16 protein-coding genes are annotated in these 18,060 nt (G+C 65.0%); 13 read left to right on the forward strand and 3 right to left on the reverse strand.

Features of this window, described 5'->3' with window-relative positions:
* The first annotated feature begins 84 nt into the window (after positions 1 to 84).
* The 11 genes from proS (at position 85) to G6P88_RS15195 (ending at position 13,984) form a co-directional block, all read left to right on the forward strand.
* The gene (gene proS / locus G6P88_RS15145; protein WP_165323915.1) at positions 85 to 1,398 is read left to right on the forward strand and encodes a proline--tRNA ligase; all 1,314 of its coding nucleotides are present in this window, start codon (positions 85 to 87) and stop codon (positions 1,396 to 1,398) included.
* A 37-nt stretch (positions 1,399 to 1,435) separates the two neighbouring features.
* Positions 1,436 to 2,686 carry a lipoprotein-releasing ABC transporter permease subunit gene (locus G6P88_RS15150; RefSeq protein ID WP_165323916.1) on the forward strand — a complete coding sequence of 417 codons (1,251 nt, stop codon included), beginning with the start codon at positions 1,436 to 1,438 and terminating at the stop codon, positions 2,684 to 2,686.
* Entirely contained in the window at positions 2,679 to 3,350 is a 672-nt protein-coding gene (locus G6P88_RS15155; RefSeq protein ID WP_165323917.1) for an ABC transporter ATP-binding protein, read from the forward strand. Before G6P88_RS15150 ends, G6P88_RS15155 begins: the two co-directional genes overlap by 8 nt.
* An 80-nt stretch (positions 3,351 to 3,430) precedes the next feature.
* A complete protein-coding gene (locus tag G6P88_RS15160) occupies positions 3,431 to 5,311 on the forward strand; it encodes a Tad domain-containing protein (protein WP_226946588.1) in 1,881 nt (626 codons plus the stop codon).
* A 26-nt stretch (positions 5,312 to 5,337) separates the two neighbouring features.
* Complete coding sequence (locus G6P88_RS15165) at positions 5,338 to 5,820, forward strand: TadE/TadG family type IV pilus assembly protein (protein ID WP_226946589.1); 483 nt, start codon at positions 5,338 to 5,340, stop codon at positions 5,818 to 5,820.
* Positions 5,817 to 6,233, forward strand: a complete 417-nt coding sequence (locus G6P88_RS15170; protein ID WP_226946590.1) for a TadE/TadG family type IV pilus assembly protein — start codon at positions 5,817 to 5,819, stop codon at positions 6,231 to 6,233. The genes G6P88_RS15165 and G6P88_RS15170 overlap by 4 nt, the downstream gene beginning before the upstream one ends.
* A gap of 92 nt (positions 6,234 to 6,325) precedes the next feature.
* Positions 6,326 to 9,799: a DNA polymerase III subunit alpha gene (dnaE, locus tag G6P88_RS15175; protein ID WP_165323920.1), complete on the forward strand. Its 3,474-nt coding sequence runs from the start codon at positions 6,326 to 6,328 to the stop codon at positions 9,797 to 9,799.
* 152 nt (positions 9,800 to 9,951) lie between these two features.
* Positions 9,952 to 11,325 carry an aromatic ring-hydroxylating oxygenase subunit alpha gene (locus tag G6P88_RS15180; RefSeq protein ID WP_165323921.1) on the forward strand — a complete coding sequence of 458 codons (1,374 nt, stop codon included), beginning with the start codon at positions 9,952 to 9,954 and terminating at the stop codon, positions 11,323 to 11,325.
* A gap of 71 nt (positions 11,326 to 11,396) precedes the next feature.
* The gene (locus G6P88_RS15185; protein ID WP_165323922.1) at positions 11,397 to 12,224 is read left to right on the forward strand and encodes an SDR family NAD(P)-dependent oxidoreductase; all 828 of its coding nucleotides are present in this window, start codon (positions 11,397 to 11,399) and stop codon (positions 12,222 to 12,224) included.
* Between the two features lies 1 nt (position 12,225).
* Positions 12,226 to 13,227, forward strand: coding sequence for an NAD(P)H-dependent flavin oxidoreductase (locus G6P88_RS15190; RefSeq protein WP_226946591.1), 1,002 nt, complete (start codon positions 12,226 to 12,228; stop codon positions 13,225 to 13,227).
* Positions 13,228 to 13,270: 43 nt separating this feature from the next.
* Positions 13,271 to 13,984, forward strand: a complete 714-nt coding sequence (locus G6P88_RS15195; RefSeq protein WP_226946592.1) for a TetR/AcrR family transcriptional regulator — start codon at positions 13,271 to 13,273, stop codon at positions 13,982 to 13,984.
* A gap of 22 nt (positions 13,985 to 14,006) precedes the next feature.
* On the opposite strand, the gene G6P88_RS15200 is transcribed toward G6P88_RS15195, so the two are convergent.
* Positions 14,007 to 14,777, reverse strand: coding sequence for a helix-turn-helix transcriptional regulator (locus G6P88_RS15200; protein ID WP_165323923.1), 771 nt, complete (start codon positions 14,775 to 14,777; stop codon positions 14,007 to 14,009).
* A 36-nt stretch (positions 14,778 to 14,813) separates the two neighbouring features.
* Positions 14,814 to 15,308 (reverse strand): VOC family protein, encoded by a 495-nt coding sequence (locus tag G6P88_RS15205; protein ID WP_165323924.1) that lies wholly within the window; start codon positions 15,306 to 15,308, stop codon positions 14,814 to 14,816.
* Positions 15,309 to 15,581: 273 nt separating this feature from the next.
* Between G6P88_RS15205 and G6P88_RS15210 the strand changes: the two genes are divergently transcribed.
* Complete coding sequence (locus tag G6P88_RS15210) at positions 15,582 to 16,457, forward strand: SMP-30/gluconolactonase/LRE family protein (protein WP_165323925.1); 876 nt, start codon at positions 15,582 to 15,584, stop codon at positions 16,455 to 16,457.
* Positions 16,454 to 17,260, forward strand: coding sequence for an enoyl-CoA hydratase/isomerase family protein (locus tag G6P88_RS15215; RefSeq protein ID WP_226946593.1), 807 nt, complete (start codon positions 16,454 to 16,456; stop codon positions 17,258 to 17,260). Before G6P88_RS15210 ends, G6P88_RS15215 begins: the two co-directional genes overlap by 4 nt.
* Positions 17,261 to 17,326: 66 nt before the next feature.
* Here G6P88_RS15215 and G6P88_RS15220 read toward each other — a convergent pair whose 3' ends face one another.
* Entirely contained in the window at positions 17,327 to 17,992 is a 666-nt protein-coding gene (locus G6P88_RS15220; RefSeq protein WP_165323926.1) for a DUF4136 domain-containing protein, read from the reverse strand.
* Positions 17,993 to 18,060: the final 68 nt, after the last annotated feature.

Genomic DNA, 18,060 nt, shown 5'->3' on the forward strand with positions numbered 1-18,060 from the left:
GTTTTCCCAGCGAAGCGGTTGCCGAGAGGCCTCGTCGCGCATAGACAGCCGCATCCGCACCTCTACTTGCGAGCTGGCTTTTTCATGCGTCTTTCCCGCCATTTCCTCCCCGTCATGAAGGAGTCGCCCGCCGACGCCCAGATCATCAGCCACAAGCTGATGCTGCGAGCGGGCATGATTCGCCAGACCGCCGCAGGCATTTACGCCTGGCTGCCGCTCGGCCATCGCGTCCTCCGCAAGATCGAGCAGATCGTCCGTGAGGAGCAGGATCGGGCGGGCGCCATCGAGCTGCTGATGCCCACCATCCAGTCCGCCGATCTGTGGCGCCAGTCAGGCCGCTACGACGACTATGGCCTGGAGATGCTGCGCATCAAAGATCGACACGAACGGGAAATATTGTTCGGCCCGACCGCCGAGGAAGTGATCACCGCGATCTTCCGCGACAATGCGCGCAGCTATCGCGATCTGCCGCGCACGCTCTACAACATCCAGTGGAAGTTCCGCGACGAAGTCCGTCCCCGCTTCGGCGTGATGCGCGGCCGCGAGTTTCTGATGAAGGACGCCTACAGCTTCGATCTGGACGTCGACGGCGCCCGCCACAGCTATAACCGCATGTTCGTCGCCTATCTGCGGACCTTCGCGCGCATGGGGCTGGCGGCAATCCCGATGCAGGCCGACACCGGCCCGATCGGCGGCGACCTCAGTCACGAGTTCATCGTGCTGGCCCCGACCGGCGAGAGCGAAGTCTTCTACCACGCCAACTGGGAGACCGCCCGCTCGCTCGACGTCGATGCGGACGACGCCGCCGCACTCCAGACCTTCGTCAGCGGGCTGACCGCCGACTATGCCGCGACCGACGAAAAGCGCGACGAGGCCCGCGAGGCCGAGGCGGGCGACAAGCTCAAGCAGTCGCGCGGCATCGAGGTCGGCCATATCTTCTTCTTCGGCACCAAATATTCGAATGCCATGGGGCTGAGCGTGCAGGGGCCAGACGGCTCTCCGGTCACGCCGCAAATGGGCAGCTATGGCATCGGCGTGTCGCGCCTGATGGGCGCGATCATCGAGGCGAGCCATGACGATGCGGGTATCGTGTGGCCGGATGCCGTGGCGCCTTATCAGGTCGGGCTGATCAACATGCGCGCCGACGATGCGCGCTGTGCGGCGGCCTCCGACGATCTCTACGCGAAGCTGCAGGCCGCCGGTGTCGAAACGCTGTACGATGATCGTGACGAGCGCGGCGGCGCGAAGTTCGCGACGATGGATCTGATCGGGCTGCCCTGGCAGATCATCATCGGTCCCAAGGGCCTCGACAAGAATGTGGTCGAGCTCAAGCGTCGTGCGACCGGCGAGCGGGTCGAGCTGTCAGTCGAGGACGCTTTGGCGAAGGTGACGGGTTGAGCCCTGTCGCCCGTTCTGGCTGCCGGGGAGCGTCGCGATGATCCTCAACCGCTATGAGCGGATGATCGCCAAGCGCTATCTGCTGCCGGGCCGGGGCGAAGCGTTCATCTTTCTCGTCGCTTCGATCAGTCTCGTGGCGGTCGCGCTGGGCGTCGCCGCGCTGATCGTGGTGATGAGCGTCATGAACGGCTTTCGCGCCGAATTGTTCGACAAGATCGTCGGGCTCAACGGTCATGCTGTGGTGCAGGGCTATGGCGGCAAGCTGCCCAATTGGCGGATTATCGCCGACGACGCCCGCAAGCTGCCCGGCGTCACGTCGGCGACGCCGCTGATCGAGCAGCCGCTGATGGCCAGCTATGACGGCCGGGTCGAAGGCGTGCTCGTCCGCGGGATGACGGTCGAGGACATCCGCCGCAATCCCGTGATTCGCGGCAAGGTGTTGCGCGGGTCGATGGATGCGCTGGTCTCCGGTTCCAGCCGCGTGGCGATCGGCGCGCGCCTCGCCGAGCAACTCGGTGCCGATCTCGGCAGCCAGATCAGCCTGATCAGTCCGCAGGGGCAGTCTACCCCCTTCGGCACGGTGCCCCGCATCGTCTCCTACGAGGTCGCCGCGATCTTCGAGGTCGGGGTCTATGACTATGACAAGGCCTTTGTGGTCATGCCGATGGGCGATGCGCAGACATTGCTGATGCTGGGCGACGCGGTGGGGATGATCGAGATCCAGACGGTCGATGCCGACCGGGTGGGCGAGATATTGGCGCCGCTGAAGGACGAGGTCGTTCGCGTCGGGCAGCTGAGCGACTGGCGCGACCTCAACAAGTCTCTGTTCGAGGCGCTCGCGGTCGAGCGCGTGACGATGTTCGTCGTGCTCTCGCTCATCATCCTTGTGGCGGTGTTCAACATATTGTCGTCGCTGATCATGCTGGTCCGCGCCAAGCGGCGCGACATCGCGATTCTCCGGACGATGGGGGCTTCGCGCGGGGCGTTGATGAAGATCTTCATGACGGTCGGTACCGTGATCGGGGTGCTGGGCACGGGCGCGGGCATCGGTCTCGGCGCGCTGTTCCTTTTCTACCGGCAGGCGGTGGTCAATTTCGTGCAGTTCGTCACCGGCCAGAATCTCTGGGATCCGTCGATCCGCTTCCTGACCGAATTGCCGGCCAAGAGCGATCCTGTCGAAGTGACCGCGATCGTGACGATGGCGCTCGGCTTCAGCTTCCTGTCGACGCTCTACCCGGCGTGGAAGGCCGCAAGCACCGATCCTGTCGAGGTGCTGCGCTATGAGTGACGTGCTCGAAGTTCGCGCGCTTGCCCGTACCTTCCGCCAGGCCGATGTCGAGATCCACGTCTTGCGCCAGGTCGACCTGTCGATCGCGCCGGGTGAGATCGTCGCCCTGCTCGGACCATCGGGATCGGGCAAGTCGACCCTGTTGCAGGCTGTCGGTCTGCTGGAGGGCGGTTTCGAGGGCTCGATCCGCATAGCGGGCGAGGAAGTGGCGCGGCTCGACTCGGTTGGTCGCACCCGCGTCCGCCGCGATCGGCTGGGCTTCGTCTATCAGTTCCACCATCTGCTGCCCGACTTCACGGCGGTCGAGAATGTCGTGCTGCCGCAGCTGATCCACGGTGCGGAGACGCAGCCGGCGGAGACGCGCGCCGCCGACCTCCTCAGCGCGCTCGGCCTGGCGCAGCGCCTCGGCCACCGGCCGTCGCAGCTGTCGGGTGGCGAGCAGCAGCGCGTCGCGGTCGCCCGTGCCCTCGCCAACCGCCCCGCGCTTGTGCTTGCAGATGAGCCGACCGGCAATCTCGACGAGGCCACTGCCGACGTCGTGCTGGCGGAGTTTCTGCGGCTCGTCCGGCAGGAAGGCTCGGCCGCGCTCGTGGCGACGCACAATGAGCGGCTGGCCCAGCGGATGGACCGGATCGTCAGGCTGCACGAAGGGCGTCTGAGCTGAGCGTTCGCGGTCGTTAACCATGGCCGCTAGGCGGTCCGTTAAGCATTTTTGCCTAGGCCGGTCTCATGGCCCAAGCCTGGATGAAGTCAGTCGGAGACGCTTTCGGCCGCCTGGCGCGCTGCACGCGCGCGGGCGTCGCTGTGATCGGCGCCCTGTCGCTGACCACCATCGTCGGCATGGGCGCCTTCGCGGTCGAACTCGGCCGGGGCTATGCCGCCGACGCGACCAACCAGCGGATCGCCGACATGGCGGCGCTGGCCGGGGCGCTCGCCTATAACGTCAACAACAATACGACCCAGATGACGGCGTCGGCCAAGGCGGTCGTCGTTGCCCAAGGTCTGCCGGCGAGCGCCGCCACCGTCGCGCTCGTCACCGATGCACCGACCAGCAAGCAACTGGTGCAGGTGACCGTCACGACGACCGTGCCGCTCGCGCTCGCCCGGGTCTTTACTTCGGCGCTGTCCTATGACGTGACCGCGACCGGTGCCGCGACGACCTCGACGACGAGCAGCGCGGCCCCGCCCTGCATCGCGGCGCTGTCCGCCACGCCCACCTATGGCATCACCCTGACCGGGGGCGTCAGCATCAATGCGCCGGGCTGTGCCATTGGGACGAATGCCGGGGTCACGGTACCCTACGGCACCTACATTACGGCGAAGCAGGTGGCGGCGGGCAAGAACGTCAACAACCCCGGCAGCGGCATCACGACCTCCCCGACCGCGAACAACATCCTGCAGAACAAGTCGGGTGCGGCCAGCGACTGGATGAAGGATGACAGCGGGGTCAAGTCCGCCCTGTGTCAGGTCAACAAGCTGACGGGGACGAGCGACTCCGATTATGCCGACGGCAATACGACCTGCATCTCGGCCAAGGTCGCGCCGACGACGGTCAGCTATTCCGGGCCCGCCAAGGACTGGACGCTGGCCTATGAAGCAATCGGCGGCTCGGAACCCAGCAAATATCAGGCTGTTGCCTACAATTGCGATTACACGGTCCCTGCCGGGACCTACAGCATCCGCAAGCTGACCGTGCCCGGCGGATGCAAGATCAGTTTCGCCTCGGGCTCCACCCTGACCTTCGGCTCGATCGACATGAGCGGCGATACGATGACGATCGGCAACGGGACGGTGACGGTCGCGGGCGATTTCAAGGTCAATGCGAACAACCCGATTACGGTCGGCAATGGCGATCACAGCTTCGGATCGCTGACGATCCTCGGCGGCAAGAAGATCGACATCGGCAGCGGCAACTTCAATCTTGCGGGCGGGATGAGTCTGTCGGGCGGTGCCTATATCAAGGTCGCGATCGGCGTCGGCAACACGGTCGTCATCGGCAAGGATGGCTCGGGCAATGCGATCACCGTCGAAGGCGGTAGCCAGGTCTGCTTCACGTCCGATTGCACCAAGGCGACCGCAGCGGCCGGGGTCTTCAGCGCCGACGGCAACATCTCCAACACCGGCGGCGGCAGCCTGATCGTGTTTCCCAAGTCGGTGAACCATGTGGTCAACGGCAATCTGACGCTGTCTTCCAGCGCGATCTTCGGTGCCGGCCTTTACATCATCAAGGGCAATTTCACGAACGGCACCGGCGGCACGATCCAAGGCACCGACATCAGCTTTGCGCTCGGCGGCACCTTTTCCTTCGCGGGCGGCACGACGCTCGACCTTGCCGCCCCGGGCGCCACCGCCAGCTATGGCGTGCCCAACGTGCTACTGATGACCAAGAGCAGTTCGGCGACCAAGCTGGGCGGTGGCGCTTCGGGCAAATATTCGGGGCTCGTCTATGCGCCGAAGTCCGACATGGTCGTAGACGGCGGCGCGTCCATGTCCTCGGGCACCTCGGCCTGCCTGATGCTGATCGTGAACACGCTCAGCCTCAACGGCGGCACGGCGATCGGCAGCAGTTGCACTGGCATGGCCAATTCTTCGAGCAGCGTCGCCAACGTGGCGCTTTTCAAATGAGCCGGCGTCGCACTCTCTGTCCGCTCGTGGCTGATGATCGCGGCGTCGCCACGATCGAATTCGCGCTGCTGTCGGTCCTGTTCTTCTTCGTGATGACCGCCGGCCTCGACATTGCCATGTGGTATCACCAGCGCCTCCGGCTCGACAGCGCGGTCGAGCAGGGGGCAATGATCGCCTTCAACGGGCGAACTGCCGTCGATCAGAGCGCGATCGGGACCTATGTCGGCGCTGCCGCGAAGCTGTCGACCGCGCCCACGGTAACGGTGGGCTGCAATGGCGGCACGTCCAATTGCGTCAACACGTCGCGCAGTTGCGCCTGTCTGGGCGGCACGTCTGCCGCGCCGACCTATACGACGGCGGCCTGCAATTCGACCTGCAGCGACGGCAGCCTTGCGGGCTATTATATGACAATCAAGGCGACCGCGACGAGCAATACGATGCTGGTTCCCGCCGCGATGCTCGGCGGCGCGCTGACGCAGACGCGCACCGCCGTGGTGCGGCTCGAATGATGCTCCGTTCGCTTTTCGGGGACCGGCGCGGAGTCACGGCGACGGAGTTCGCCCTGGTCGCGCCGGCCTTCCTCGCCTTCATGTTCCTGATCATCGACGGGGCCCGCATGGCGTGGAGCTTTCAGGCGCTGCAGGAGGTCGCGACCAGTGCGGCGCGATGCGCGGCGCTGGGCGCGACGGGCTGCACCAACGCTGCCGACGTGAAGAGCTACGCCGTCGCACGCGCCGCCGCCAACGGCGTCAAGATCACCAGCAGCGCCGTGACCCTGACCAGCGCGGCGACCTGCTCGTCGGTTTCGGGAATGACCAAGGTCGCGATCGCGGCGACCTATCAGGGGGCCTCGACCAAGCTGCTGCCGAGCAGCCTCACCACCCTGAACACGGAAAGCTGCTTTCCAACGGCGCCCTCCTGATCGGTTGCCAACCCGCCTCCTGCCCTCAAGACTGTGGATAAAAGGACTCGTCAGGGCTGACGAATCCCTCCCGGGGGCATACATTCGCTGCCATGCCCTATCAGTCCTTCGTCCCGCTGCGGATCTTCTCCGCCTATACGATGCTCGAAGGCGCGATCGATCCCAAGGCGATTGCGAAACATGCCCGGAAGCTGGGCTTTCCGGCGGCTGCGCTGACCGATCGCAACGGTCTCTATGCGGCGATGGCCTTTTCCGACGGCGCCAAGAAGGAGGGCGTGCAGCCGATCATCGGCACGATGCTCGCCGTCCGCCGGCCCGGTATCGACCAGCTGGTGATCGACTGGCTCGCCCTCTACGCGCAGGACGAGCGGGGTTATGACAATCTCTGCGCCCTCGTGTCGGCGGCGCATCTGGAGCGGCCGGTCCATGAGGACGCACATGTCCCGTTGTCGAAGCTGGAGGGGCGCACCGATGGCCTCATCGCGCTGACGGCGGGGGGCGAGGGCGCCCTGGCGCGGCTGTTCGCCGAACAGCAGATGTTGGCGGGCGAAAGCTATGCGGACCTCCTCCAGGCCTATTTCCCCGGGCGGCTCTATGTCGAGCTCTGCCGGCGGAGCAATGCGGTGGAGGAACAGGCGGAAGCAGCGCTGATCGATCTCGCTTATGCGCGCGACCTGCCGCTGGTCGCCACCAATCCGGCCTGCTTCGCCGAGCCCGAATTCCATCCCGCGCACGACGCGATGCTGTGCATCGCCAGTTCCTCCTACATCGATACGCCCGAACGCCCGCGCAGTTCGCCCGATCTCTGGCTCAAGCCGGCGTCGGAGATGCAGCGCCTGTTCGAGGATGTGCCCGAGGCGCTGGCCAACACCCTCGTGGTAGCGCAGCGCTGCGCGGTCTCGGCACCCTATCGCAAGCCGATCCTGCCCAGCCTTGCCGGCGACCGCGATGGCGAGGCCGAGATGCTCCGCCGCGATGCGCGCGACGGGCTGGAGCGGCGGCTGGAGAAACTGGGCATCACCGATCCGGTCGAGCGCCAGGCCTATTTCGAGCGGCTCGAGTTCGAGACCGGCATCATCATCAAGATGGGATTCCCCGGTTACTTCCTGATCGTCGCCGACTTCATCAAATGGGCGAAGGAGCAGGGGATTCCCGTGGGGCCGGGCCGTGGATCGGGCGCTGGCTCTCTGGTCGCCTGGTCGCTGACCATCACCGATCTCGATCCGCTGCGGCTGGGCCTGCTGTTCGAGCGGTTCCTGAATCCCGAACGCGTGTCGATGCCCGACTTCGACATCGACTTCTGCGAAACGCGGCGTGGCGAGGTCATCCGCTACGTCCAGCAGAAATATGGCCGCGATCAGGTCGCGCAGATCATCACCTTCGGAAAGCTGAAGGCCCGCGCGGTGCTCAAGGATACGGGCCGCGTGCTCCAGATGAGCTATGGCCAGGTCGATCGCCTCGCCAAGCTGGTGCCCAACCATCCGACCGACCCATGGACGCTCGACCGCGCCCTCAACGGCGTGCCCGAGATGGCGGCCGAGTATAAGGGCGACGTCGAGGTGCGGCGTCTGCTCGACCTCGCGATGAAGCTCGAAGGCTTGCCGCGCCACAGCTCGACCCATGCGGCCGGCGTGGTGATCGGCGACCGGCGCCTCGACGCGCTGGTGCCGCTGTATCGCGATCCGCGTTCCGACATGCCGGTCACGCAGTTCGACATGAAATATGTCGAAGGTGCCGGCTTGGTGAAGTTCGACTTCCTCGGCCTCAAGACGCTGTCGGTGCTGCAGAAGGCCGTCCAGTTCCTCCGCCAGCGCGGGATCGAAGTCGATCTCGATGCGCTGAGCTGGGACGATCCCGAAGTCTATGCCCTGCTTCAGCGCGGCGATACGGTCGGGGTGTTCCAGCTGGAATCGGAAGGCATGCGGCGCACGCTGGCCGCAGTCCGTCCGACCTGCTTCGAGGACATCATCGCGCTCGTCTCGCTCTATCGGCCCGGCCCGATGGACAATATCCCGACCTTCGGCGCCCGCAAGAATGGGCGGGAACCGATCCAATATCCGCACCCGCTCCTCGAAGGCATATTGAGCGAGACCTACGGCATCTTCGTCTACCAGGAACAGGTGATGCAGGCCGCGCAGATCCTGGCGGGATACTCGCTTGGGGACGCCGACCTTCTGCGCCGCGCCATGGGCAAGAAGATCAAGGCGGAGATGGATGCACAACGCAGCCGCTTCGTCGATGGCTGCGCCAAGAACGACATATCGGCGGAGAAGGCGAACGAGCTGTTCGACTTGATCGACAAGTTCGCGGGCTACGGCTTCAACAAGAGCCACGCGGCCGCCTATGCGCTCGTCGCCTATCATACCGCCTGGCTGAAGGCGCATCACAAGGCCGAGTTCTATGCCGCCTCGATGTGCTACGACATGGCGCAGACCGACAAGCTGGCGATCTTCATCGACGACATGCGCCGCATGGGCGTCCAGTGCCTCGGCCCCTGCATCAACCATAGCGAGGCCGAATTCTCGGTCGAGCCGCATGGCGATGCCCAGGCCGTGCGCTATGCGCTGGGCGCGCTCAAGGGCGTGGGCGAGAAGGCGATGGAGCAACTGGTCGACGAGCGGAAGGCAAAGGGCGCGTTCCGCTCGCTCGAGGATTTCGCCGACCGCATCGACCCCCGCCTGATCAACCGGCGCCAGCTGGAAAGCCTTGCGGCCGGCGGTGCATTCGATGCGCTGGAGGACGAGCGCGCAGGCGTCTTCGCTTCGGCGGAGCTGATCCTCGCCCATGCGTCCAGCGCGGCGCAGCAAAGGGAAAGCGGCCAGGGCGGCCTGTTCGGCGACATGGACGATGGCGGAATACCGCCGATCCGGATCGACCGCGGACTGTCCTGGACATTGGCGGACCGGATGGGGGCAGAGAAGGAGGCGTTCGGCTTCTATTTCTCCTCGCACCCGACCGACCGCATCCGCCACCTTGCCGACGCAAACGGCGCACGCAGCTTTGCTGCCCTGTGCGCTTTGCCGGCTCCTGCGGACGGCGGGCGGGTCAACGCCGTCATGGCTGCCCTGATCGAAGAGGCGCGCTGGCGTACTTCGGCAAAGGGCAAGCGCTACATGATGGCGACCTGCTCGGATTCGAGCGGGCAGTTCATTGCGACCTGCTTCGACGACCTCGCTTCGGCTGAGCTGGAAACGGCGGCCAAGTCGGGGGCGTGCGCCTTGCTGCGGGTCGAGCTCGACTGGCGCGCCGGGGAAGAGACGCCGCGCGTGACGATCCGCACCCTGCAGGGGTTCGACACGATGGAGTCGATCCGCCTGCGCGTCGACGTCGAGACCGCCGACGCTGCCGCCATACCGGCACTGGCGGCGCTGGTGGCGGGCGAGCGCGGGGGCAGGGGGGAAATGTACCTCAAGGCGCTTCTGTCCGACGGCTCGCGCGCCGAGGTCCTGCTCGGCCGGGATTTCCGCCTGGATGCCGAACTGGTGGCCCGGATCGAGCGTCTGCCCGGTCTGACGGCGCGCATCGGGACATTGGGGCGGCCGCAACTCCATCTCGTCGGCGCGTAGACTTCCAGGCCAGCCCAAGCTGGAGCGCGCGCGGCGAGGCTGTCTCCCTCACTCTTTGGAGAGGGTGAGCGAATAGCCGTTGCGAAACGTGACTATCGGTTCATATTCACTCTCGACAGGGGCTGAGCCGTCCCGATGCTTGGGAGAGCGATATGACCGATGTGCAGGCGCAGCAGCGTGCGCACTATCCCGATAACACATGGGCCGATATCGCGGCGCGCGACGGCGACCTGCCCCCGGTGCTTGCGCTGCAGGCCAACCCGCCGCAGGACATGCGGCCCATCGATTTCGATCGCTACGCCTCGACCCGCCATTTCGACCTCGAGATCGAGCGGATGTGGAAACGTGTGTGGCAATATGCCACCCGCGAGGAATATCTCGCGGAGGAAGGCGACTATGTCGTCTATGATCTGGCGCGCCTCTCGGTGGTGCTCGTGCGTACGGCCGAAGGTATCAAGGGCTATGTCAATTCCTGCCTGCACCGCGGCACCAAGCTGAAGCCGTCCGGCGACGCGGGCTGGAGCGCGTCGCTGGCCTGCCCGTTCCACGGCTGGGAGTGGGACTTGTCCGGCACGATCAAAAAGATCCCCTGCGAATGGGAGTTCCCGCATCTGGACAAAGCCAAGGCTTGTCTGCCCGAGGTTCGGGTCGACAGCTGGAACGGCAACGTCTTCATCAATTTCGCCAAGGAAGGGCCGAGCCTCGCCGAGTATCTGGCGGATCTGCCCGGGCATTTCGCGAACTGGGACATGTCGGGCTGGTATGTCCACACCCACATCCGCAAGCATCTGCCGGGAAACTGGAAGCTGGCGCAGGAGGCCTTCATGGAGGCCTATCATACGCCCGTCGTGCATCCGGAAATGACGCATGTGGTGGGCGACCACAATATGCAGCACGACATCTTCTCCGATCATGTCAGCCGCGATCTCTGCGCGATGGCCACCCCCAGCCCGACCTCGACCGTCAGGATGAGCGAGCAGCAGTTGCTCGAGACGATGCTGGTCGGCGACGGCTCTATGGTCGGGCAGCGTTCAGAGGTTCCGCCGGGGAAGACCGCGCGTTGGGTAATGGCGCAGCAGCTTCGCGAGACGATGCAGCGCGAGCACGGGCTGGACTATTCGGGCCACTCGGTGCCGGAGATGATCGACAGCATCAAATATGCGGTCTTTCCAAACGTCAATTTCTACCCGGCGCCGGGCCTGTGCCTGATCCAACTCTTCCGTCCGGACGGCCATGATCCCGACCGCTCGATCTTCGACCAGCTGGTGCTCCGGCCCAAGCCCGCGAAAGGCGATTTCACCCCTGCGCAGGTGATCGACATCGCCGAGGATGTGCCGTTCAGCAGTGTCGAGGGGATGGACCCGTTCCTTGCCAGCGTCCTCGATCAGGATACCGACATCATGCGCTGGCAGCGCGAGGGCATGTACGCCAGCGCCACGGGTGTGCAGATCCTGTCCAACTATCAGGAATCGCGTATCCGGCACCTGCACGACACGCTCGACCGGTACTTGGCTGGCGAACTGTAACGCCGTTCCCGATCAGCAAGCCCCGGCGTGCGCCGAAGCGCGGCAGGAGGCTCCGACAGAAAGACATTCTGATGGATCTCGAACTCAAAGGCAAGAAGGTCATCGTCAGCGCCGCAACCCGAGGCCTGGGCCGGCGGATCGTCGAGCGCTTCCTCGACGAAGGCGCGATCGTCAGCTTCTGCGGGCGGCGCGCCAGTGCGGGCGAGCCGAACCCGTCCGATGGCGAGGTCTATTCCAATCCACTGGCCGGCGACGGGGTGAAGGAGGCGCTGGCGGCGCTGTCAGACCGGGGGCAGGTCTATGGCAGCGTCGTCGACTGCGGCTATTTCGATCAGGTCACGGACTGGGTGGAGAAGGCCGCCGATGAAATGGGCGGCATCGACATCGTCGTCTCGAATGCCAGCGCGCTCGGCGGGATTCCACGCAGCCGCAAGGGGTGGGACATCAATTATAATGTCGACCTGATGTCGGCGGTCGCGATGTTCGATACCGCGCTGCCGCATCTGAAGGCCTCGGGAAACGGCGCCTTCGTCCAGATGTCGACGATTACCGCGATCGAGAGCCATGCCTTTGGAGAGAGCGGCTTCTCTTACGGAGCGATCAAGGCCGCGCTGATCAATTACGCGCACCAGCTGTCGCAGGACTACATGCCGTTCGGCATCCGCTGCAATTGCGTGTGTCCGGGCCCGACCTATGTCGATGACGGCAGCTGGGGCTTTCTCGAAGAGGCCATGCCCGACTATTATGAGGCCAACCGGCTGAAGCATCCCGCAGGCCGCTTCGGCCGGCCCGACGAGATCGCCGATGCGGTGCTCTATCTCGCCTCCGCGCGCGCCAGTTGGATCACCGGCGTCAATCTGACCGTGGACGGCGGCTTTACGCGCAACGTGAAATATTGAGGTGTCGGCGCGCATCGACACGCCGCTGACGCGCCTGACCGGCATCCGCCTGCCGATCGTTCAGGGAGGCATGCAATGGGTGGGCCGTGCGGCCCTCGCCAGTGCGGTTTCGAATGCGGGCGGATTGGGAATCCTCACTGCGCTGACACAGCCGACGCCGGAAGACCTTTCGCGGGAGATCGCGCTGTGCCGTTCCATGACGGATCAGCCCTTCGGGGTGAACCTGACGATGCTGCCGACGCGAACGCCACCACCTTATGACGCATATCTCCAGGCGGCTATCGACAGCGGCGTCAAGGTGCTCGAGACGGCCGGCATGATCCCCCCGGAATTCTTCGCGCGCGCGAAGGCGGCGGGCATGGTCATCTTGCACAAATGCACGACGGTACGACACGCGCTGTCCGCCGAGCGCAAGGGCGTCGACATCATTTCGATCGATGGTTTCGAGGCGGCCGGTCATCCGGGCGAAGAGGACATTGGCGGGCTGGTGCTGGTTCCGGCTGCCGTGCGTCGGCTGTCGATCCCGGTCATCGCCTCGGGGGGCATCGCCGACGGTGCGGGTCTGGCGGCGGCGCTCGCGCTCGGCGCGGCGGGCGTCAACATGGGTACGCGCTTCTGTGTCACGCAGGAGGCGCCCGTCCATCCAGCGATCAAGGCCGCTCTGGTGCAGGCGAGCGAGGGTGACACCCGTCTGATCTTTCGGACGCTGCGGAACACAGGTCGGGTCCTCAGGAACGCCATATCGGAAGAGGTCATCGCCACGGAGAACCGCCCCGGTGGCGCTGGGTTCGAGGATATCGCGCATCTCGTCGCCGGGGCCCGGGGCCGTGCGGCGCTGGAGGCGGGCGACGTCGATGGCGGGCTCGTCTGGGCTAGCCAGGCGATCGGCCTGATCGACGACGTCCCGACCTGCGCCGAACTGCTGGAGCGGATGGCACAAGACTGCTCGGATCGGCTGCGCGCTGCGCTCGCGGGGTACGATCGGGAGGCGATGGTCTCCTGATCGACTCTGGCGCCGCGCGCCATCGGCGAATATGGGGGGCGGCATGGAAGATCCCGACAACCCCGCCGGTTTGCTTGGCAGACTTCCCTTCGAGCGCGACCCTGCCGTGTGGCTCGCCAACTCGACAAGCTATGTCATGCCGCGCCAGCAGCGCAGTCGCCACGCCCTGGAGCGGATCGTCGCGGCTGCGATGAAGCTGTTCGCCCAGCAGGGCTTCGAAGCAACCCCGGTCAGCGCCATCGCGGCTGAGGCCGGGGTGCCCGTCGGCACCGTCTATCAGCGCTTCGCCAGCAAATCCGCCCTGCTGCAGACCGTGATCGAGGGGTTTCGGGCGCTGCGCATGCACGAGATCGAAGCGTTGTGCCGATCGGCGCAGGACAGCTCGGTCCGACCCGTCGATGTCGTCACGCTGCATGTCGACATCATCTTCAGCGCCTTCCAGAGCGATGATGGCCTGCTCCGCCTGATCGAGCGCCATCGGCTGGACGATGCGGCCACCCACCGCGACCAGAGCGAGGCCAATGCTCAGGTCGTGGACTGGATCGCCGATCTGCTGATCGCCAAGCTTCCCGATCGCAATGCCGACGATCTGCGGCGGCGCGTGACTTATGTCCACAATATCATCCGCGGCGCGGTGATATGGTCTATCCTGCCGGTGTCCGGGGAGCTCAATCCCGAACTGCGGATCGAGTCGCCCTGCTTCGCCGAGGCCGCCCTCGATATGGCTCTGGCCTATCTGGAGATCGAGCGGGCCTAGCCGCCAGGGGCGACGAGCCGCCTCATGAGTTCAGACCGATATAGCCGAGCTGCGCCGCCTTGAAGACGGTCTGGCTACGATTGACCGCATTGAGCTTCGCACCGGCATTCATGATGTGGAAGCGGACGGTCGCCCGGCTGCGGGCGATAATCATGCTGATCTCGATATCGGTCTTTCCGACCGCAGCCCAGGACAGGCATTCCACCTCGCGTTTGGACAAGAGCGACCAGTTCGCCGGGATACCCCCAAGCTTTACCATCACCCGCTGATAGGAGGTGATGAAGGTGCGCGAATAGAGACTGAGCATGTCCGCATAGGCGTCGTATTCCGCCGACAGGTCCAGCTTCATGGGGTCGGGAAATGTGAAGCTGACCGAACCGATCTGCCCGAACGGCAGGTGGACGGGAACGACGATTGCCGCGCGGGTCAGGGCGCGCCTCTCGAAATCGGAAAGGTCGATCTCGTTCAGCCAGCTGTTCGGAAGACGCGTGCGAAAGCCTTCGGCATTGACCCAGAAGGGTTCGGGCTCGAACCGGCAGGCCGTCGTAAGCGGCGAGCCGAGCGCCAGATAAGGGGTGCATAGCCATTTGTCCCGATCGGTCCAGCCGAAGACCTGGGTAGCCAGATTGGCACCATCGCCGTCGCACATGCGCTGCTTCAGCGCGATGTTGTCGCAGGCCGCGATCCTGCAATCGAACATCTCGTGGACGGCTTCGCGAAAGGCGATCGCGGCCCGGCGGACATCGGCTCGGTCGCGGATCCGCACAGCATCGATCTTGTCCGGGAAGTTCATGCCTGTTCCCCTGCGCTGAAACCGACCCTCGTGGCCTCAGATCGGCTTGATGGTCGGATTGGGATGAATTTCGAGAATTTCGAAAACATTTCCGAAGAAGTCGCGGCCATAAGTCGCGGCAAAGCCTGATTTCCGGCCGTCTTCGTCGATCGTGATCGTCGACAGGTCGGGCGGCGTGTGGAAGCGCAGACCGGCCGCGATCATCCGCTCATATGTGGCTTGTACGTCGTCCACCTGAAAGCCGACATGGGTGTAGCCATGGAGGTGGACGGGGCGGTTCGGGTCGGCGGCGGGCTGTTCCGGCGCCAGATATTCGAAGATCTCGACCTGGACGTTGCTCAGCCGGGCGATGAAGGTCCGCGCGGCCGTGTCGGGGACGCCGATGATGGCGTCGACCCAGGGATTGCCGGCTTCCCATGTGACCTCGGAGATGATTTCGGCGCCGAGCAGGTCGACGTAGAAGCGTCGCGCAACTTCGATATCCGGCACCGAAAGAGCGAAGTGATGAACGCCTTGGAGATGCGCCTTCATCGCACCGGCTTCCCCTGTAGCAGGAAGGGGCGGTGCAGGATCGCCTGCAGATCGATCATCGTGACTCTCCCAATGTTCAGGTGGAGCGCAGTCTTCTACGTGATAATATGAACCTGACTAGCAATTCATATATTACTCCGGGCATCAGGTCGCCTGTGATTTTGAAGAGAGGATCGTCGCTGTTCCTGCCGCGCCTGAGGGAGGAGCTGAGCTTTCGGATGACGAAGGTGATCGCGGCGTAGAGAGTAATCACAGGATATAACGGAGAGCGCTGTGCCCAACCCTGTTTCCGCCGATTTCGAGGAACTCGCCTCCGGCTTTCTGTTCGTCGAGGCGCCGCGCGCGGCCCCCGACGGCTCGCTCTGGTTTTCCGACCTTTCGGCCGGCACCGTCCACCGCCGCGATGTCAATGGCACCGTCAGGACGACGCTGGCGGGCCGCGACTGGGTCGGCGGGATCGTTCATGACGTATCGGGGAAAACGCTGTGCGGCGGGCGGGGCGGCATCATCGCGCTCGACCTACTGACCGGCGACACGCAGAGCGTCCTCTCGGAGATCGAGGGCGAGCCGATCGTCGCGGTCAACGACATGGAGGCTGACGGGGCGGGCGGCTTCTATGGCGGCACGATCGATTTCGTCTCGATCATGGAATTGGGACGCAGGCCTGCCCCGGGCCGCTTCTTCCACATGGATGCGTCGGGCAAGATCACCGTCATCCGGCGGGACGTGTTCGCGTCGAACGGCATCGCCTTCAGCCCCTGCGGACGCTGGCTCTATCATTCGGAAACGAGCCGCGGAGTCTGGCGCTATCCGCGGCACGACGGGGTCGCGGGGCAGCCGGAACTGTTCATCCCGCTCGAAGACAGTGATGGGTTGGTGACGGATCAGGATGGCGGTCTGTGGGTGGCCTGTTGGGAAAGCGGAGTCTTGCGCCGCTTCTCGGCCGACGGGCAGCCGACTCACAGCCTGAAGTCCCCCGCCCCGCACATCGTGAGCGTCGCGGTCATGCCCGGCACACCACCATCGCTCCTGGTCACCACAGGCGGCAACGCCGATATGCCCGGAGCCGGTGCCCTCTTGCGCCTCCCCGTCGATAGTCCCGGCGTGCCGGACCATTTGACGGCGTTGACCATGCTGGAGACGGAATGATGATCGAGTTCGAGAATATCGGCGACGGATGCGGAATCCTGTCGCTCGCGCGTCCGGAGGCCGCCAATGCCATGACCCTCCCTATGGTCGACGCGCTGCGAAGGGAGCTGGTGCGCATCGAGACCGAAGAGGATGTTCGCGCTGTCGTGCTGGCGGCGCAGGGCAAGGTGTTCTGCGCAGGGCTCGACCTCAAGGAGGCAGTCGGGGAGGGTGCGCCGCAGGATCCGATAGCCTGGATGGATTTGCAGGAGCGCTTCGCAGGCCTCATGGCGGCGGTCGCGCAGGCGCGCTTCCCGGTCGTCGCGGCGATCGATGGCGCGGCCGTAGGCGCAGGCATGGGCCTGGCGCTGGCGGCGGATGTGCGGGTCGCCGGTCCCGGTGCGCGCTTCATGGTCGGGGCGGTGAAGATCGGCCTGAGTGCCGGCGAATGCGGTATCAGCTTTCACCTTCCGCGCATGATCGGTGCAGCACGCGCCTTCGAGGTCATGCTCACCGGGCGCCCTGTGGGGGCCGACGAAGCGATCGCGATCGGACTGGCTTGCCCCGCGGACGATGGCAGCACGGCGCTGGACCATGCCATCGCGATGGCGCGCCAGATTGCGCAGAACAGCGACTATGCGATCAAGCACACGAAGCAGGTCATGCGCGCCAACCTCGATGCGCCGAGTCTCGGGGCCGCGCTGGAACTGGAAAACCATGTCCAGTGCCTGGCGCTGATGACGCAGGACTTTCAGGAGGCCTGTTCGGCTTTTGCGGAAAAGCGGCGCCCGGCCTTCAGCCGTCGCCGCGCTGCAAGCCGCTGAACGCAGGCGTAGAAAAAGGGCGCCCGGCCATCGGCCGGACGCCCCTGAACCACAAAGGCTGCCGCCTTATTTCTTCTTTTCGGGCGCGACCGTGATGCGGACCTCCTCGCCCGACTGACCGGGGAAGTTGGTAAACATCGCCTCGATCAGATTCGGTACCAGCTTGGGCAGCGAGTCCTCGACCGAACGCGCCTTCGCCTTGCCCTCGAACAGGCGCTTGCCGTCGGCGGTACGCTCGATGATCATGTCGGCACGGCTGGTGAAGACCGTGTAGGTGTCGATTTCCGGATACCAGGGATCATACCAGAAGGGGTCCCAGCCATAATAAAAGGCGGACCCGTAGCCCCAGCGGCGGCCATAAGGACCGAAGCCGCCCCAGGGGCCGCCACCCCAGGCACCGAAACCGCCGCGAGCCGACGGACGGGTGACCGTCTTCTGGACGCCATTGTCGACGCCATAATCGAACTTCACGATCAGCTCGGGCTTCGCGCCGCCCTCGACCGGACGGTAACCATAGGACGCGAGACGCTGGGTGACGAGGTTGGCATATTGCGCGAATTCGAGGCCGCCCTCGTTACGCGGATCGGCGGCAACGACGCTGAACGTCTGGCCTTCGGGCACCGGCAGTGCCTGGAAGCGCGAAACATTGGCCTTGAAGGATGGGGTGCAGGCAGCGGCCGCGAGCAGCGCCAGAGGGGCAGCGGCGGCGAAAATCTTGCGGATGATCGGCATGGGTAAGGCCTTGTCTTTATCGAAACGGTCCTGCGAACAGCTTCAACCTAGTTCCGCCACCGGTTATC

Origin of the sequence: Rhizorhabdus phycosphaerae (genome assembly GCF_011044255.1) — a bacterium.
Classification (GTDB): Bacteria; Pseudomonadota; Alphaproteobacteria; order Sphingomonadales; family Sphingomonadaceae; genus Rhizorhabdus; species Rhizorhabdus phycosphaerae.

What these genes read in the sequence shown, in the direction of transcription:
- G6P88_RS15220 (WP_165323926.1), bottom strand. Translation starts at nt 17,992, where the DNA reads ATGCCGATCATCCGCAAGATTTTCGCCGCCGCTGCCCCTCTGGCGCTG.
- G6P88_RS15160 (WP_226946588.1), top strand. Translation starts at nt 3,431, where the DNA reads ATGAAGTCAGTCGGAGACGCTTTCGGCCGCCTGGCGCGCTGCACGCGC.
- G6P88_RS15180 (WP_165323921.1), top strand. Translation starts at nt 9,952, where the DNA reads ATGACCGATGTGCAGGCGCAGCAGCGTGCGCACTATCCCGATAACACA.
- G6P88_RS15200 (WP_165323923.1), bottom strand. Translation starts at nt 14,777, where the DNA reads ATGAACTTCCCGGACAAGATCGATGCTGTGCGGATCCGCGACCGAGCC.
- G6P88_RS15155 (WP_165323917.1), top strand. Translation starts at nt 2,679, where the DNA reads ATGAGTGACGTGCTCGAAGTTCGCGCGCTTGCCCGTACCTTCCGCCAG.
- G6P88_RS15215 (WP_226946593.1), top strand. Translation starts at nt 16,454, where the DNA reads ATGATGATCGAGTTCGAGAATATCGGCGACGGATGCGGAATCCTGTCG.
- G6P88_RS15185 (WP_165323922.1), top strand. Translation starts at nt 11,397, where the DNA reads ATGGATCTCGAACTCAAAGGCAAGAAGGTCATCGTCAGCGCCGCAACC.
- G6P88_RS15205 (WP_165323924.1), bottom strand. Translation starts at nt 15,308, where the DNA reads ATGAAGGCGCATCTCCAAGGCGTTCATCACTTCGCTCTTTCGGTGCCG.
- G6P88_RS15150 (WP_165323916.1), top strand. Translation starts at nt 1,436, where the DNA reads ATGATCCTCAACCGCTATGAGCGGATGATCGCCAAGCGCTATCTGCTG.
- G6P88_RS15195 (WP_226946592.1), top strand. Translation starts at nt 13,271, where the DNA reads ATGGAAGATCCCGACAACCCCGCCGGTTTGCTTGGCAGACTTCCCTTC.
- dnaE (WP_165323920.1), top strand. Translation starts at nt 6,326, where the DNA reads ATGCCCTATCAGTCCTTCGTCCCGCTGCGGATCTTCTCCGCCTATACG.
- G6P88_RS15170 (WP_226946590.1), top strand. Translation starts at nt 5,817, where the DNA reads ATGATGCTCCGTTCGCTTTTCGGGGACCGGCGCGGAGTCACGGCGACG.
- proS (WP_165323915.1), top strand. Translation starts at nt 85, where the DNA reads ATGCGTCTTTCCCGCCATTTCCTCCCCGTCATGAAGGAGTCGCCCGCC.